Below are 15,824 nucleotides of genomic sequence, written 5' to 3'. Positions count from 1 at the left end.
TGTGGTTGTGCGTCAGCCCTGGACTCCACGGGCGCGTGGGCGTTCACCGCTGGAGGCTCGGCTCCCCGCGGCGGACCTGCGCGGGACGCCTCCGTATGCGCCCCCAGGGCTTGAACACCGACAGGGCCATGGCCGCGGCGACCGCGGTGGTGGAGACCAGGGGCGGAAACAGCAGTGGGGAGCCGATCGCGAAGGACGTTCCCTCGGCGAGGGCGGTGCGGGCCTGGGTCGCCAGCGCGGTGACCTCGGGTGAGAGCAGCAGGATCACGAGGGTCAGCAGCACGACGTTGGCCACCAGCTTGAGCAGGACCCACCAGTAACGGAGCAGCCCGTACCTGGTCCCCCAGCCGAGGACGATCCCCGACAGCAGGGTGAGGGCGCCGACCGCGACCAGCGGCCACGTCGCGAAGGCCGCGAGGGCGACCGCGACGGAGGCGTCGTCGCCGCCGAGCAGCGCGGTGACCACGAGGACGCCCAGGACGAGGTCGAGCCCGAGCCAGCTTCCGGCCGCGGCGATGTGGGTCAGCAGGACGGCCTTGCGGGTGCGGGTGCCCAGCCGCCGTCGGGGGGTTGTCATGGTGTCCATGCGGCCAGTATCCGAGCGCGGACCGGAGACGGCGTACAGCCGAGGACGTATTTCGGTGTACGCAGACGCGCGGCCCGTGAGAAGGGTCGCAATGGGCGCGGACGCTTTGACCGCCGCGGAGGCAACAGTGTTTACTCGACAGGGGTGAACGCCTGTTCACCCCACACGTCACCTGGAGCCTCGATGCCGTCCGCCCCGCGCCTGCCCTCCTGGGCGACCACGGGAATCCTCACCCTCTGCGGCCTGATCGTCTCGTTGCAGCAGACCCTCGTGATCCCCCTGCTTCCGGACCTGCCGAGGATCCTCGACGTGTCCGCCGACGACGCGTCCTGGCTGGTCACCGCCACGCTGCTCACCGGCGCTGTGGCCACGCCGATCGTCTCCCGCATGGCCGACATGTACGGCAAGCGCAGGATGCTGCTCGTCTCCCTCGCCGTCATGACGGCGGGCTCGCTCATCGCGGCCCTGGGCGGCAGCTTCGTACCCATGCTGTTCGGGCGCGCCATGCAGGGGTTCGGCGCCTCACTGATCCCGGTGGGCATGAGCATCATGCGCGACGAGCTGCCCCGGGAGAAGCTCTCGGGGGGTATCGCCCTGATGAGCGCCACCCTCGGCATCGGCTCCGCCCTGGGGCTGCCGCTGTCCGGTGTGCTCTACAGCGCGTTCGGCTGGACCTCCCTGTTCTGGTCGGCCGCGGCCGTCGGTGCCGTGCTCCTCGTGCTCATCCGCCTGCTGGTCGAGGAGTCCCCCCAGCGCTTCCCCGGCCGCTTCGACATCACGGGCGCGCTCGTGCTCTCGGTCGTCCTCGTGGGCTTCCTGCTCGCGCTGTCCAAGGGCTCGTCGTGGGGGTGGAACAGCGGCCAGACCCTGGGGCTGACCGCGTTCTCCGCCGTCGCGCTCGTGGTGTGGATCCCCCTCCAGCTGCGCACGCGCGAGCCCATGGTGAACCTGCGCACGGCCTTTCGCCGCCCGGTCCTGCTCACCAACGTGTCCTCGTACTTCGTCGGGTTCGCGATGTTCCTCAACGGCCTGGTCACCACGCAGGAGCTCCAGGTGCCCGTGGAGACCGGGTACGGGCTGGCCCTGCCCGTGGCCGTCGCCGGGCTGGCGATGGTGCCGGGCGGTCTGATGATGCTGGTCTTCTCGCCCGTCGCCAGCCGCATGCTCAACCGGTGGGGCGGGAAACCGACCCTGGTGACCGGCGGGACGATCATGGGCCTGACCTACCTGTGGCGGGTGTTCAACGCCGACACCGTGCTGGAGGTGATGCTGGGGACGATGTTCGTCAGCATCGGCACCGCCATCGCCTTCGCCGCCATGCCCTCCCTGGTCATGGCCGCCGCGCCCCGGAGCGAGACCGCGTCGGCGAACGGGCTCAACACCCTGGTCCGGTCGCTGGGCACCTCCAGCGGCAGCGCCGTGGTCGCGCTGGTCTTCGCCTCGCTGACCGTGGACGTGGGCGGCGCGGTGTTCCCCTCCGCCCAGGCCATGGACCTGTCCCACTGGCTCGGTGTGGCCGCGTGCCTGGTCAGCGTGCTGGTGGGCGCCTTCGTTCCGGGCCGTGCCCCCGCCGGGTCGGGCGCGGGGCCCGCACGCGACCAGCGGGAGGTGGAGGCGTGACCGGGGCCGACAGCCGCGGCACCATCGTCGCCGCGGCGCGGCGGCTCTTCTTCGAGCACGGGTACAAGGGTGTGACCGTCCGCGACATCGCCGCCGCCGCGGGGGTCTCCCCCGCCCTGGTGATCAAGCACTACGGCAGCAAGGCCGAACTCTTCAACGAGGTGGGGCCGCACGAGATCCCCCTGGCGGAGCTGGGCCTGCCCCGCTCCGCCATCGGCCGCGCCCTGGTGCGCAAGGTCCTCACCCGCCGCGAGCACGGCGCACCGGAGGGCTGGCTGGCCACCACCGCCCACGTGCGCGAGTCCCCCGAGCCCGACCGCTCCCGCGAGGAGGTGCGCACGAGGCTCCTGGACAGCGTCGGCGCCCTGCTCGGGGACACCACCCCCGAACGCCGCTACGCCAGCGCCGTCTCCTGCCAGATGCTCGGCCTCGCCGAGGGCGTCCGCGTCCTGGGCATGTTCCCGGAGGAGGAGACCTCCCGGGAGGAGCTGCTGAACCTGTACGCCCCCCTGATCCAGCAGCAGGTCGACGCCTGCGCGCGGGCCTGCGCCGCCCAGCCGGGCGAGCCGTGACCCCGCCGGGGCCGCCGTCTGGTAAGCCGGACAGGGTGAACAGCGCGGGAGAACTCGAAGGACAGGGTGAGGGCGGGTCGCCGGACCGGGGGGCGGCTTCGAAGGAGAGGATCGTCCAATGGCTCTGGCCGCTGGCGGCCGTGGTGGTCGTGGCCGTGGGCATGGTCCTCGGCTACGCGTTCTTCAGCTGAGCCCGATGGAGCCCTCCGGGTTCGGGCGGCCTCAGGCGCCGCCCGGGGAGGTGCCCGGCAGGCGGGTGGCCACCCACTGGTCATCGGAGTCGCGGCGCATCTCCAGGGGGCCGTGGTCCTCGCCGGGGTAGACCAGGGCGACCGTGGCGATGGGGACCTCCCCCTCCAGGTCGGTGTTCATGGTGACCTCGCCGACCTCCATGCCCTCACCGCCCTGGAGCGACTCGGCGTAGAGGGGGAAGGCCGCCGGGCAGTCCTCGGCGCCGTGCTCGTCGGCCACCACCGTGCGCGCGGCCTCGTCCATCAGCGCGCAGCCCGCCTCGCCGTCGGCGGCCATGAGGGAGGCGAGGAAGCCCTCCGCGGCGCGCCGCACGTGGGTCTGGGCGTCCGGGTCCACCGCCGCGGCGCTCTCCCCGGCCTGCCCCGCGGTCTCCTCCGGGGCCTCCTCGCCGGAGCAGGCCGTGGCGGCCAGGAGCAGGGCCAGCAGCGGGGCGGACAGAGGAAGTCGTCTCATGGCGGGCGCCTTTCGAGGGGGCGGGGCGTCGTCCGCACCATTGTTACCGTATCGGCCCGCTCCGTGACCAGCGGTGTCCACGCGGCCGGGCTCCCGACCACCACCAAAAGCCCGGCCTGTGGCGGGCTCGGGGGTTGTCGGTGGGGCCGGGCTCTGGTGATATGGGAACGCGGTCCCCTCCCGACGGAACCGCTCCGGACTTTCTGGCGCACAGAGCACGCGCGGGCGTGCCACGGGCGGCTCCGCCGTGCGTCCGCGCCGGAGGTGACATGACCTACTCCCTGCGGGAGAGCCGTTCGACGGACCCGTTCGCCCGTATCCCCCCGGAGTTGGGCGCCCGGCTGCGCCCGCTGGTGCCGTCCTTGGCGGAGGAGGCCCTGGAGGGCATCCGGCGCCGGGCGGAGTTCCACGCCGCGCCCCTGGAGCCGGCCGACGCCGAGGGGCTTCGGCGGACGGTGGAATCCGGGCTGCGCGCCTTCCTGGACCGGGTGGAGGGCGGCGGCCGCTCTCCCGGGCACGTGGACGCGCTGGCCGCCGAGTTCCGGGCCTTCGGTGCGGGTGAGGCCCGGCACGGGCGCACCCTGGAGTGCCTGCACACGGGGATGCGCACGGCGGCGGCCGTGGCGTGGCGGCGGCTGGCCGACGCGGACGCGCTCACCCGCGACCACATGGCGGTGCTGGGAGAGGCGATCTTCGCGTTCCAGGAGGAGGTCTCGACCGCCGCGGCCGAGGGCCACGCACGGGTGCGCGGCGCCGGGGTGGACGCGCTGCGCAGACGCCGGGCGCGGCTGCTGGAGGTGCTGCTGGCCGAGACGGGCGCTCGGCAGGAGGCGGGGGCGGTGCCCGCGCTGGCCCGGGCCGCCCGGTGGCGGCTGCCCGAGCGGGTGGCGGTGGCGTTGCTGTACCGGGGCACGGACCGCGCGACGGAGGCCCTGAGCGGCCTGTCGGCGGGCGCGCTGCCAGCCGCGGCGGCGTTCTCGCATCTCACCGCGCTGCCGTCGGACGTGCTCGTGGGCCTGGACCGGGTGGAGCCGTGCGCGGTGGTGCCCGACCCCGAGGGGCCGGGGCGGCTGCGGTCGCTGGAGCGCTCGCTGCGCGGGTCCTGCGCGGTGCTGGGGCCGAGTGTGTCCCTGGACCGGGCGCCGGTGTCGCTGGCCCGGGCCCGGGACCTGGCGGAGCTCGTGCGGACGGGCGTGGTCCCGGGTGGGGGCGTGGTGCGGTGGGACGACCACCTGCCCGTGCTGCTGCTGTCGCGCGACCCCGGGCTGGTCGCGGAGATGGCGCGGTCCCGGCTCGCTCCGCTGGTGCCGCTGCGTCCGCGCCAGCGGGAGCGGATGGCCGACACCCTGCTGGCATGGTTGGAGTCGGGGCTCAACGCCAACGAGGCGGCGGAGCGGCTGAGCATCCACCCGCAGACCGTGCGCTACCGGTTGCGCCAGCTGGAGGAGCTGTTCGGCGACCGGCTGCGCGAGCCCGGAGAGCGTTTCGAACTGGAGCTGGTCCTGCGGGCCCGCCGCCTGCTCGGTCCCGTGGAGGAGGGCCCGGTGCGGCCGGGCGGCGGGTGACGGGCGCCCGCGGTGCCCGTCACCGCTTCCGGGGGCGCGGACGATGGTCGATCAGCCACCGGTACCGGTGCGGGGCATCGAATGACCGAACATCCGCCGTGGACGGTTGGGCGAGGGCCGCAGGGGATCACGCGCGTTTGCGCGTCACGGGGTCACTGCCAGGTGGCTGCCTCCGGGTCGATCCCGTGGGTGCGGGCGCACTCGTCGATGCTCTGCCGAAACCAGGAGGCCAACCCGAACCGGATTCCGTCGTAGTGGGAGGAGAAACCGGGGTCGGACTCGAACATTCTTCCCAGACACACCTGCATCTGTCGCGTGAGCGGGAAGAAGTTGGAGAACACTTCGCGGTGGCGTTCGACGAGCGCGTCCGCTTCCGGGCTGCCCGGAACGAAGCCCCGATCGAGGGCGTCGCCCAGATCGCGCTGCAACGTGGACATCGCCGAGGAGAGCGACCGCCACTGCTCCCGAGTGCGGGAGGCGGACCGCTCGGCGAACTGCGCCCACTGCTCGGAATCCCCCCACACGGCGCGGGCCCTCCGGGACCAGTGAGCGTCCCAGTCCGCACCGAAGACCTCCGCCTGCGTTTCGTCGTCGAGAAGGATCCCCCGCTCGTGAGCCTCGGTCATCCGTTCCAGGCGCTCGTCGAGCCGTCGCAGGTCCTGGATGCGCTCGGCGAGCCGGGCACGCTGCTCACGCAAGGTGGCGGCGATCTCCGCTGTCCGGCCGTCGAGGACCTCACGCACCGCGTCCAGCCCGAGACCGGTCTCCCGGTAGGCGACGATCCGACGCAGCCGTTGCAGGTCCGCGTCGGTGTACTGGCGATAGCCGGCGGTGGTGCGCGCGGACGGCGACGCCAGGCCGATCTCGTCCCAGTGATGGAGCGTGCGGACGGTCACCCCCACCAGCCCAGCGGCAGCGCCCACCGTGACACCGCCACGGACGTCACGCTCGCGTTCGACCATGGACACCATTGTGGCCCTCCTCCTCCGCTCCCGGGGCGACGATTCCGACCGAGGCGAGGTCACGCGCCTCCTGGCTGTCAGGATCGAGCTCCTGTGCCGCGGTGAACACGACCCGCGCGCCCTCAGGGGTGGTCACCTCGACGTCGCGGGTACGCCACGGCGTGTCCCGCGGCCCGGTCACGCTGCCCGGCACGAGACCCGAACACGCCTCGACGAGCGGATCGACCTCGCTCAGCACGCACAGGAAGCTCACGCTCATCACCGGTGCTTCGGGCGGCTCGGCACCGGCCTCCGCAGGGACGAGCAGGACGTCCTGGAACGCCCACCGGCGCAGGTGGACCACCTGCCCCGGGACGCTGAACAGTTCGACGAAGCCGAACCCCCGCACCCAGAAATCCGTCGACGCCGCCAGATCCGTCGTCGGAACCGTCACGAACACCGGCATCGCGTAGACACCGCGGAACACCTCTGGCGCAACCGCCTCCGGTCCGCGCTCGGATACGGGTCCCATCTCGAACGCGTTGAAGAAACCACTCATGCGGTCCACCGTCCCGCCTCACGCGGCGTGAGGGTCAAGCCCGACCCGTGAACCCGACGGCCTCAGGCGGTGTCGCCGTCGTCGACCGGGCCGTAGACGTCCGCGACGCCGGCCGCCTCACCCGGACACGGCGGTGACGGGCGCGCGGAGCGCCCGTCACCGCTTCCGGGGGCGGCCGTGCGGTTGTCCACAGGCGAAAGACGGGCCTTCCTCGGCGGATCCGCCGAGGACTAGCGTGGTGAACGGGGGATTCCCGGAGCCCTCCGGCTTCGTGCTGCCCGCGCCCCGCCCCCGGCCTCGACCCCTCAGCCCCGCGGCGCCAGTGCCCGCACCACCGCGGCCGGGTCCGCGTTCGGCGGGCCGATCGGCGCGATCACCGGGGTGGTCACCCCGTTGTCGGCGTAGGCCCGGATTCGCTCACGGCAGTGCTCGGCGGGGCCGTGCACGATGAGCTCGTCCACCACCGAGTCCGGGATCGCGGCCAGCGCGCCCCTGCGGTCCCCCTCGTCCCACGCCTTCCACATCGGGGTGAGCTCCTCCCTGCCCAGCCACTCGTGGAACGCCCGGTAGACGGGGACGTTGAGGTAGGCCGAGATGGCCCACCGGCCGATCCCGCGGGCGGTGTCCGGGTCGGCGTCGGGGATGGCGAAGATCCGCGCGACCACCTCCTTGTCCTCGCCGTACTGGCGCACGTGGGGCACCACCGTGCGCACGTCCTCCGGAGAGAGCCAGTTGATGACGGCGCCGTCGCCCTCGCGTCCGGCGAGCCGGAGCATGCCCGGCCGCAGTGCCGCCACCAGCAGCGGAGGAGCCTGCTCGGGGACCGCGCCGAGCGTGAAGCCGTTGACGCTGAAGGTGTCGTAGTCCTCCTTGACCTTCGCTCCGGTGAGCGCGGCGCGCAGGAAGCGCACGGTGTCGCGCACCTTCTTGTACGGCTCCTCGAAGGGGATGGAGTTCCACCGCTCCACGATCACGTTGGAGGACGTGCCCACGCCCAGCGCGAAGCGGCCCGGCGCGGCGGCGGCCAGGGCGGCGGCGCTCATCGCCAGGGTGGCCGGACCGCGCGTGTAGGCGGGCACGATCGCGGTGCCCAGGCGCAGCCGGGGCGCCCACACGCTGGCCAGGGCGAGGGGGGTGAAGGCGTCGGTGCCGTTGGCCTCGGCCGACCAGACGTCGGTGTAGCCCAGGTCCGGCAGCTGCTCGACGAGGGTCCGCTGCTCGGAGAGCGGGACCCCCTCCAGCGGGATGGTGATGCCCCAGCGAGTGGTCATGGCGACTCCCTGTCGGTGTGGAACCGAATCCGGTTCTTGTGCCGTGCTGGCAGCACCGTACCGCCCGGTCGGTCTGTTGTCTCGGGGCGCCTCCCTCCTTCGCGCCGTCGGCACCGGCGCGCCGCCCTCCTCCTGCCCGGCGCACTGCCGCCGCCCTCCGACACGGCCCGCCGCCCCGGGACGCGCGTGCCCGATGGGGCGTATGTTCGTAGGGCCCGGACCGGAGTCCCGCCGACGGCGTGCGCCCCGGCCGGGCCGCACGAGCGCATCCCAGACGAACGAAGGAGGCCCCTTCGTGGCCACGCCACCCTCCCCCTACGACTTCCTGCCCCAGGTCGCGTCGTTCACCGTCACCAGCAACGACGTCACCGACGGACAGACCCTGCCCCAGGCCCAGGTCAGCGGGATCATGGGCGCCGGAGGCGGGGACGTCTCACCGCACCTGTCCTGGAGCGGTTTCCCCGAGGGGACGCGCAGCTTCGCCGTCACCTGCTTCGACCCGGACGCACCCACCGCCAGCGGCTTCTGGCACTGGTCGGTGGCCAACATCCCGGCCGACGTCACCGAGCTGGCGACGGGCGCCGGAGACGGCTCCGGCATCCCCGAAACGGCCGTGACCCTGCGCAACGACGCGGGCGGACACCGCTACGTCGGCGCGGCCCCGCCCGCCGGGCACGGCCCGCACCGCTACTTCTTCGTGGTGCACGCGGTGGACGTGCCCCGCCTGGAGGTGGACGAGTCGGCGAGTCCGGCCTTCCTCGGCTTCAACCTGTTCTCGCACGCGCTGGGCCGGGCGATGATCACCCCCGTCTACGAGGTGAAGTAGCCCGCGAAGGCGGCGCGCAGCCCGGGCCGGGAACAGGCCCCGGGGCCACGGGACACGTCGAGGGCGGGCTGTGTGGGACCGCGCCGCACCGCCCGCCCTCGGCCCTCTCCTCCCAGGGGCCGGGGGATACACGCGCAGTGGGCCCTTCCGGTTGTCCTGACAACCGGATTCGGCCATTTCCGGGCCATCGGGCACCCCGCGGTCTAGGCTCGGTAACCATCCCCCAGTCCGCCGTCCACGTCGGAAAGGGTTCGACCGGTGCCACAGCAGCCTGCGAGCAAACCAACCGTCGTGGTCACGACAGCGGGATCGGCTCCCACGCCCGGGACCATCCTCCATCTGCGGGAACAGGGTTTCCGCGTGGTGGCGACCGATGTGGACCCCGCCGCGCCGGGCCTGTACCTGGCCGACCGCGGGTACCTGGTGCCGCCGGGCGACAGCGAGGCCTTCCTGCCCAGGATGCGGACGCTGTGCGCGGACGAGGGGGCCGTCGCGGTCATCCCCCTGGTCGACGAGGAACTGGTCCGGGTGGGCGAGCTCGCCAAGGACGGCGTGGAGGTGCTGCTGCCCCGGCTGGACTTCGTCACCACCTGCCTGGACAAGTACGTGCTGATGCGGGAACTGGAGGACGCCGGGATCGGCGTGCCGCGCACCTGGCTGGCCTCGGAGTGGCCGAGCGGCGCCGCGGACGCCGCACCCGGCGGCCTCATCGTCAAACCGCGCTGCGGACGCGGGAGCCGCGGGGTGGTGGTCATCGACTCGGTCCGCGACATGGCGCGGGTGGTGTCCGAGGGCGGTTACGCGGCGGACGAGCTGATCGTGCAGGAGCTGGTCGGCGGACCCGAGTACACGGTGTCCGTGGTGGTGTGGCGGGACGGCGGGGTCCAGGCCGTGGTGCCCAAGGAGGTCGTCCTCAAGCAGGGCGTGACCAGGTACGCGGTGACCAGGCGCCACCGCGAGGTGGCCCGCGTCTGCCGGGCGGTCCAGTCCGCGCTGCGCGCCGACGGCCCCTTCAACGTGCAGCTGTGCCTGGACGCGGACGGCAGGCCGAGGATCTTCGAGATCAACCCGCGCTTCTCCTCCACCGCCTCGCTCACCGCGGCGGCCGGGGTCGACGAGATCACCGGACTGCTGCGGCAGGCCGTCGCGGACGGGCCCCGTCTGGAGGACGACTGGCGCGAGGGGGTGGCGATGGTGCGGCGGTGGACGGACGAGTTCGTCAGCGAGGCGGAGTTCACCTCCCACGGCATCTCCCCCGCCCCCACGGGCGCCCCGGAGCTGCCCCGGCAGCTGTCCCCCGGCGGCACGGGCCCGATTCCCGTCGTTCCGGTGCGTGTGCGGTGACGGGCCCCGGAACCGGGGCCGGTGGCGGCGGGGTCCGCGGCGACGGGGACACCCCGGGGTCCGCCGGAACCGTGACCGCCGGTGGTGCGGGTACGGACGGCGCACCCGAGAAGCCCGGTACGAACGGTGCTGTCGGCACCGCACGTACGGACGGTGCGACTGGTACTGCTGAGGCTCCCGGTGGCGCCGGTGCGCACCCGCTGGCCGAGGCGATGGCGGCGGCGGTCGTGGAGGTCGGCGGCCTGCTGCGCGGGTGGCGCTCCGACGCGGACGCGCGCAGCGGGGTGTGGGAGGGCAGCCAGTTCAAGGCCCGGGCCGACGCCATGGCACACCGGGCCCTGTCCGAGCGGCTCACCGCGATCGACGGACGGATCCCGGTGGTCAGTGAGGAGGACCCCGAGTCGCTGCGCGGGGAGCGACCGCCCCGGTACTGGCTGATCGACCCCGTCGACGGGACCGCCAGCTACGTCCACGGGTTCCCCGGATACGTCACGCAGGTCGCGCTGGTGAGCGGGGGACGGCCGGAGGCGGCCGCCGTGTTCGCCCCCGAGACCGCGACCCTCTACACGGCCGCGCGCGGCCGTGGTGCGCGCCGGGACGGACGCCCCCTGCCTCCCCCGCGCCCCGCCCCGTCGGGAGGGGGCGTGCTCACCGACAACACCCCGCGACCGGAGGGGATCGCCCGCCGGGTCCGCGACCGCTTCGGCTACGGCGGGTACCTGGAGAGCGGCAGCATCTCGCTGAAGCTGTGCCTGGTCGCCGAGGGGTCCGCGCACCTGTTCGTCAAGGACGTGCCGGTCCGCGACTGGGACGTGGCGGCGCCCGCCCTGGTCCTGGAGGAGGTGGGCGGCCTGGTCACGCGGCTGGACGGCAGCCCGTTCGACTACCGGGGGGCCTACGAGCACACCGGGCTGGTGGGCGCCGCCGACCCCGCCTTGTGCCGAGCCGTCTCCGCCTGGCTGACCCCCTGAACCGTGTCCCACGAGCCGTCCCGGGACCGCGGACGCGGGGGCGCGACTCACTTTCCGTGTATCCCTTTTCCACACCGGGTGCGGCGCGTATCGTGTGGTCACCAACTCGCGCCTTTGGGGGTGGGAAGTGGAGGACGAACGCCTGCCGCTGTACCAGATGCGCGCCTCGGACGCCGAACGCGACCTCACGGTGGACCGCCTCACCACCGCGTTCGTCGAGGGCCGCCTGGACCACGAGGAGTACGACCGCCGGGTCGGTCTGGCACTGGGCGCGGTGCTGCTCGGCGAACTGCGCCCGCTGACCGCGGACCTGCCGGTGTCCCCGCCTCCGGTGCACGGGGTCCCCGAGGCGGCACACACCGATCCGGGGTCCCATCGCGGCCCCCGGGACGGCCACGGGCCCCCCGACGCGGGCGACCTGTCGCTCCTGGGCACCCCCTGGCACGAATGGGGCGACGAGTGGCGCTGGTGGACGGGTGTGGCGGTGATCCTGACGAGCGTGTGGGGCGTGGTCAGCCTGATGGGCGGCGAGCTCGTACCCTACTGGCCGCTGGTGCCGCTGGGCATCTGGGCCGCGGTCCTGCTCGCCTCCGCCATCTGGCCCAGTGAGGGGGAGCCGCCCTGACGCGGCACGGTCCCCGCCCCCGTGGGCGGCCGACGCTTCGCGCGCGGCCGGACCCGCGGCGGGAGGGGGTCAGCCCGCGGCGTGGAGCCAGCGCACCGGGGCGCCGTCGCCCGCGTAGCGGAAGGGTTCCAGCTCCTCGTCCCAGGCGCGGCCGGTGAGGCGTTCGATCTCGGCGGCCAGCTCGGTGCCGTCGGCCGCGGCCCGCTCCACCGCCAGGCGCAGTCGGCCCTCGGGCACGAGGACCTCCCCCGCCGCGCTGGTGAGGGCGGTGAACATACCGAGGGACGGCGTGTAGCTGTAGCGCACGCCGTCGCAGCCGGGCGATCCCTCCTCGGTCACCTCGAACCGCAGGCGCTGCCACGTGTTCAGCGCCGAGGCCACCGAGCCCGCGGTGCCCGGCTTCCCCTGCCAGTTGAGCTCGGCTCGGTGGTGGCCGGGTGCCGCCGGTTGGGCGACCCAGTCGAGTTTCACGGGTACTCCAACGACGCCCGCGACCGCCCACTCGACATGTGGGCACAGCGCCGCTGGCGCGGAGTGGACGTACAAGACGCCACGTGCGGACACCGAACCTCCTGATACGAACGAGTGCGCTTCCCCGACGCCCTCGTACCACGAGAAGGTTGCATACCCGCCTGAATGCTTTTGCCCCATTGTGCCCCAAGGGCACCTTGAGAACCAGCGCTCACTTTGCTTTTTCCAGCGTTCCCCCCACCTCCTGGAGCCCCAGAAGCTAGCGTGAGCCCCGGCGAGCGGGAGTCTGATCATAGTGGGGGCGGGTGTGCCAGACCAGTCGCACGAGGACATCCATGACAGCCAGGCACCTCCTCAAACCGTACTTTCGACCTTTTCTGGGGAGGAAGCACCCCCACCTTTGCCGGTTCCGGCCACAACCGGCGGTGATACAGCCGGGCCCAATCCGGCCCGGGACCACGGTGAGGCCGACGCGGCCGCTCCCAGCGACGCCGAGCTCGTACGGGGCGCCTGCCGGGGCGAACACAGGGCGTGGGAGGCCATCGTGGACCGGCACCTGCCGGTCGTGAACGCGATCGCGCGCTCCTACCGCCTGTCCTCCCCGGACCGGGAGGACGCGGTGCAGACGGTGTGGCTCACCCTCAACCAGCAGCTGCCCCGCCTGCACTCCCCCGAGCGGCTCCGTGGCTGGCTGCGCCGGGTCGCCCACGACGCCTGCGGCCGACAGCGCCGCCACAGCACCCGGGACCAGCCGGTCGATCCCCAGAGCCTCACCCGGGTGTCCCTCGCGGAGGCCCCGGGCCCCGAGGCGCAGTACCTGCGCAAGGAGGAGCACGAGGAGCTGCACCGAGCGATCCGGCGACTCACCGACCCGGGCGAGCGGCGGGCCGCCCTGCGCTACCTCGACGGGGCCGCGGGGCTGCCCGTGCCCTCCGCCCCCTGCGACCCGGAGGCCGCCGACGGCCGGGTCCACCCCCGGACCGCCGCGAACCAGCGCCGCCGTATGCTCCGCAGACTCCGCCGCATCCTGGAGGAACCCACATGAGCGACCACGACGACCCGACTCGGGCCCTGGCGGGGCGCGCCGCCGCCCTGGCCGCCTTCGATCGCGGCGACGACGGCGCCGACGTGGCGACCCTGACCGGGGAGAGGTCCCCGGTGGGCGAGGTGCTGCGCTCGGCGGACGGGGGCGCGGACGGCGTGCTGGTCACCGCCCTGCGTTTCGAGCACGGGGGCCTCACCGTCGACCTGCGGGTCCACGCGCACGGTCGGCTGCGCTCGCTGTCGGGGCTGGCCACGGGGGAGTACGACCACGCGGTCCTGCGCGTGCGCCGCCCCGGCTCCGGGGAGGACCTGCGGATCGGCGAGGACGGCGGGTTCGCGCTGTCCGGTCTGGCCCGCGGCCCGATCAGCCTGGCGCTGCTCAGGGCGGGACGCCCCCCGGTGGTGACCGGCTGGTTCACCGTCTGACCACGCGTGCTGCCGGGGCACCGGTGATCCCATGCGTCACAGAAAAGGGGAAGGCCGAACCTGGATTGCAGACAGACGCGAACCGGCTCCTGATGATGGCCCTTCGACCGGCTTCGTCCGGGTTCGCGTCAGCCGAGTTGTCCACAGGCGGGCGCAGCCCCTCCCGTGCGCCCTCCGGCACTGCTATCACTGGGTGCGGCCCGCCCCCTCGGTGAAAGGCATCGGACGTGTCCCTGCGCGCCCAGCCCTCCCCCCTCGCCCCCGAGTCCCCCCTCTCCGCCGCCTGTCCCGACCGCCACGCGCTGCGGTCCGGCAGGTCCCTGCTCGCCCGCGTGAGCCACGGGGTACGGCTGGCGCAGGGCGGCATGTTCGAGCAGACCGCGGCACTGCTGGACGAGGCCCACCGGCGCCTGCGCGGCCACCCGGTGGCCGAGTCCGCGACGGTGATGCCCGGAGTCCTGCTCAACCTGGGTCTGGCGCAGACGCTGTGCGGCCGCTTCCCACAGGCCGAGGAGCACCTGCGAGAGGCCCGGTCCCTGGCCCGGGAGCGCCGACTGCCGTTGATGGACCTGGTCATCCGACAGAACCTGGGCTGCCTCAGCCTCTACCGGGGCGACGCCTCCACGGCCATCGCCACCTTCCACGGCCTGACCGACCGGCTGCCCTCCGACCGCAGGGAGGCGCTGCACGTGGACCTGGCCGAGGCGCTGCTGGCCGAGGGCCTGGTGGAGGAGGCGGCGACGGCGCTCGCGGACGGCCCCTGGGCCGGGGGCTCGTCGGCGAACACCCTGCTGGTGGAGGCCAAACTGCGGCTGCTGAGGGGCGACCACCGCCACACGGTCGAGCTCACCCGCCGGGTACGGCACTCCTTCGGTACGGGCTCGCTGTGGTACCGGCTGGCCACCCGCCTGGAGAGGATGGCGCTGCGCGAGGGCCGGACCGCCTCCCCCGTGGTCCGGGCCAGGAACGCCCTGGCCGTCCGCACGCCCCTGGCCGCGCCGCGGCCGTCGGGGACCGGAGCCGCCCAGCTGGCCCTGGACACCCTGGACGCGCACGACTCCCTCGCGCCGGGCCCCTGGCTGGCGGGCGCGGTGAGCGACCCCCACGTCGTCCGCGCGGGCCTGGAGAGCGCCCTGCGCGCCGGGGAGGCGACCACCGCCCTGGAGTGGGCGGAGCTGGCCCGGACCTGGGCCGCGCCCCACGTCCCCGGTCCCCGCGTGCGCACACCGGCGACGGCCTCACTGGCCGACCGCTACCGCGCTGCCCTGGTCCGCGGCCGCGACCCGCACGCCCTGGCCCGGCGCCTGGAGTCGACCCGCTGGCAGGCGCACCACGGGGCCCCGGGCGCGCGCCGCGCCCCCGCACCTGCGCCCGTGGCCGGTGCGCTGCTGGAGCGGCTGGGCGACCGGGCCTTCGTGCGGTACACGCGGGCGGGCGGGGACGCCGTCGCGCTCGTGGCCGCGGCCGGACGGGTCCACGCCCGTGTCCTGGGGCCGCTCACGCACGTGGCCCGGGCCCTGGCCCGGTTCGTCCATCCCGTGGCGCTTCCCCGGCACGCGGGCGAGGCACTGGAGGCGGCCGACGGTGCCGCCCGTGTCCTCCTCGAACCGCTGTTGGCACTGGTCGGCGACCGCCCGCTGGTCGTGGCCGGTGACGCCTACCTCGGCGATCCCCCCTGGGGCATGCTCCCCGCGCTGCGGGGCCGTCCGCTGAACCTGGTGCCCGGCGCCGGGTTCTGGCTGGACCGGACCGGCTCCGGCGTTCCCACGCCCCGCCCGCCTGAGCGGGTGCTGCTGGTGGCGGCACCCGAACCGGACGGGGCGGCACGCGAGGTCGCCGCACTGGCCGACGTGTACCCGCAGGCGCGCGTGCTCTGCGCCGACCGGGCCCTGCGCTCCGACGTCCTGGCCGCCCTCGACCGGGCCGACCTGGTCCACCTGGCGGGGCACGGGCGCGTCCCCGGCCGCTCGCCCATGCTCGCCTCGGTCGGTCTGGGCGACGAACCGCTGCTCGCCTGCGACCTGGCCGGACTGCCCCGGGCCCCGGACACGGTGGTGCTGTCGACCTGCTGGAGCGGCCGGGGCTTCGCGGACCGCGCCGGGGCGCCGCTCGGGTTCACCGGCGCGCTGCTCGCGGCCGGGGTCCGCACGGTGGTGGCCAGCCCCGTTCCCGTCCGGGACGCGGGGACCGTCGAGGCCATGCGCCTCTTCCACCGCGCGCTCGTCGCGGGCGTCCCCGCGCCCGAGGCGGTGGCTGTCCACCTCGGGCGTACGGGGTTCTGCTGCTTCGGTGCCTGAG

Annotated in this window: 17 protein-coding genes; 11 read left to right on the top strand and 6 right to left on the bottom strand. The window is 74.1% G+C overall.

Annotated features, from left to right (window positions below; genetic code table 11):
• Positions 1-43: 43 nt before the first annotated feature.
• The gene (locus FYW99_RS17425; protein WP_150253084.1) at positions 44-586 is read right to left on the bottom strand and encodes a hypothetical protein; all 543 of its coding nucleotides are present in this window, start codon (positions 584-586) and stop codon (positions 44-46) included.
• Between the two features lie 183 nt (positions 587-769).
• Here FYW99_RS17425 and FYW99_RS17420 point away from each other — a divergent pair, with 183 nt between their 5' ends.
• From FYW99_RS17420 to FYW99_RS31795, 3 genes are read left to right on the top strand one after another with little or no spacing between them, the layout of a single operon-like run.
• Positions 770-2,206, top strand: coding sequence for an MFS transporter (locus FYW99_RS17420; RefSeq protein ID WP_150253083.1), 1,437 nt, complete (start codon positions 770-772; stop codon positions 2,204-2,206).
• Entirely contained in the window at positions 2,203-2,778 is a 576-nt protein-coding gene (locus FYW99_RS17415; protein ID WP_150253082.1) for a TetR/AcrR family transcriptional regulator, read from the top strand. The genes FYW99_RS17420 and FYW99_RS17415 overlap by 4 nt, the downstream gene beginning before the upstream one ends.
• Positions 2,779-2,813: 35 nt before the next feature.
• Positions 2,814-2,969, top strand: a complete 156-nt coding sequence (locus tag FYW99_RS31795; protein WP_190394700.1) for a hypothetical protein — start codon at positions 2,814-2,816, stop codon at positions 2,967-2,969.
• Positions 2,970-3,000: 31 nt separating this feature from the next.
• Here the strand turns inward: FYW99_RS31795 and FYW99_RS17410 are convergent, their stop codons facing one another.
• The gene (locus tag FYW99_RS17410; RefSeq protein WP_150253081.1) at positions 3,001-3,483 is read right to left on the bottom strand and encodes a hypothetical protein; all 483 of its coding nucleotides are present in this window, start codon (positions 3,481-3,483) and stop codon (positions 3,001-3,003) included.
• 269 nt (positions 3,484-3,752) lie between these two features.
• Between FYW99_RS17410 and FYW99_RS17405 the strand changes: the two genes are divergently transcribed.
• On the top strand, positions 3,753-5,048 hold the full coding sequence (locus FYW99_RS17405) for a PucR family transcriptional regulator (protein ID WP_150253080.1): 1,296 nt from the start codon (positions 3,753-3,755) through the stop codon (positions 5,046-5,048).
• A 152-nt stretch (positions 5,049-5,200) separates the two neighbouring features.
• Here FYW99_RS17405 and FYW99_RS17400 read toward each other — a convergent pair whose 3' ends face one another.
• The 3 genes from FYW99_RS17400 to FYW99_RS17390 form a co-directional block, all read right to left on the bottom strand.
• Positions 5,201-6,010: a MerR family transcriptional regulator gene (locus FYW99_RS17400; protein ID WP_223839106.1), complete on the bottom strand. Its 810-nt coding sequence runs from the start codon at positions 6,008-6,010 to the stop codon at positions 5,201-5,203.
• Complete coding sequence (locus tag FYW99_RS17395) at positions 5,991-6,548, bottom strand: VOC family protein (RefSeq protein WP_150253078.1); 558 nt, start codon at positions 6,546-6,548, stop codon at positions 5,991-5,993. The genes FYW99_RS17400 and FYW99_RS17395 overlap by 20 nt, the downstream gene beginning before the upstream one ends.
• A 305-nt stretch (positions 6,549-6,853) precedes the next feature.
• On the bottom strand, positions 6,854-7,819 hold the full coding sequence (locus FYW99_RS17390; RefSeq protein ID WP_150253077.1) for an LLM class F420-dependent oxidoreductase: 966 nt from the start codon (positions 7,817-7,819) through the stop codon (positions 6,854-6,856).
• 295 nt (positions 7,820-8,114) lie between these two features.
• Between FYW99_RS17390 and FYW99_RS17385 the strand changes: the two genes are divergently transcribed.
• From FYW99_RS17385 to FYW99_RS17370, 4 genes are all read left to right on the top strand, one after another.
• The gene (locus FYW99_RS17385; protein ID WP_150253076.1) at positions 8,115-8,645 is read left to right on the top strand and encodes a YbhB/YbcL family Raf kinase inhibitor-like protein; all 531 of its coding nucleotides are present in this window, start codon (positions 8,115-8,117) and stop codon (positions 8,643-8,645) included.
• 291 nt (positions 8,646-8,936) lie between these two features.
• Positions 8,937-9,989, top strand: coding sequence for an ATP-grasp domain-containing protein (locus FYW99_RS17380; protein WP_150253075.1), 1,053 nt, complete (start codon positions 8,937-8,939; stop codon positions 9,987-9,989).
• 212 nt (positions 9,990-10,201) lie between these two features.
• The gene (locus FYW99_RS17375; RefSeq protein WP_150253269.1) at positions 10,202-10,960 is read left to right on the top strand and encodes an inositol monophosphatase family protein; all 759 of its coding nucleotides are present in this window, start codon (positions 10,202-10,204) and stop codon (positions 10,958-10,960) included.
• A 127-nt stretch (positions 10,961-11,087) separates the two neighbouring features.
• Positions 11,088-11,585 (top strand): DUF1707 SHOCT-like domain-containing protein, encoded by a 498-nt coding sequence (locus FYW99_RS17370; protein WP_150253074.1) that lies wholly within the window; start codon positions 11,088-11,090, stop codon positions 11,583-11,585.
• A gap of 69 nt (positions 11,586-11,654) precedes the next feature.
• On the opposite strand, the gene FYW99_RS17365 is transcribed toward FYW99_RS17370, so the two are convergent.
• On the bottom strand, positions 11,655-12,149 hold the full coding sequence (locus FYW99_RS17365) for a DUF3145 domain-containing protein (protein ID WP_150253073.1): 495 nt from the start codon (positions 12,147-12,149) through the stop codon (positions 11,655-11,657).
• A 448-nt stretch (positions 12,150-12,597) separates the two neighbouring features.
• On the opposite strand from FYW99_RS17365, the gene FYW99_RS17360 reads away from it, so the two are divergent.
• From FYW99_RS17360 to FYW99_RS17350, 3 genes are all read left to right on the top strand, one after another.
• Complete coding sequence (locus FYW99_RS17360) at positions 12,598-13,101, top strand: sigma-70 family RNA polymerase sigma factor (protein WP_317846999.1); 504 nt, start codon at positions 12,598-12,600, stop codon at positions 13,099-13,101.
• A complete protein-coding gene (locus tag FYW99_RS17355) occupies positions 13,098-13,526 on the top strand; it encodes a hypothetical protein (protein WP_150253071.1) in 429 nt (142 codons plus the stop codon). Before FYW99_RS17360 ends, FYW99_RS17355 begins: the two co-directional genes overlap by 4 nt.
• Before the next feature lie 227 nt (positions 13,527-13,753).
• A complete protein-coding gene (locus tag FYW99_RS17350) occupies positions 13,754-15,823 on the top strand; it encodes a CHAT domain-containing protein (protein WP_150253070.1) in 2,070 nt (689 codons plus the stop codon).
• The last annotated feature ends 1 nt before the right edge of the window (position 15,824 follow it).

The sequence above is a fragment of the Nocardiopsis deserti genome (assembly GCF_008638355.1).
In the GTDB taxonomy this organism is placed as follows: domain Bacteria; phylum Actinomycetota; class Actinomycetes; order Streptosporangiales; family Streptosporangiaceae; genus Nocardiopsis; species Nocardiopsis alborubida.
Note: the sequence above shows the minus strand (reverse complement) of the source record. Positions and strands in the feature narration are given on the sequence as shown.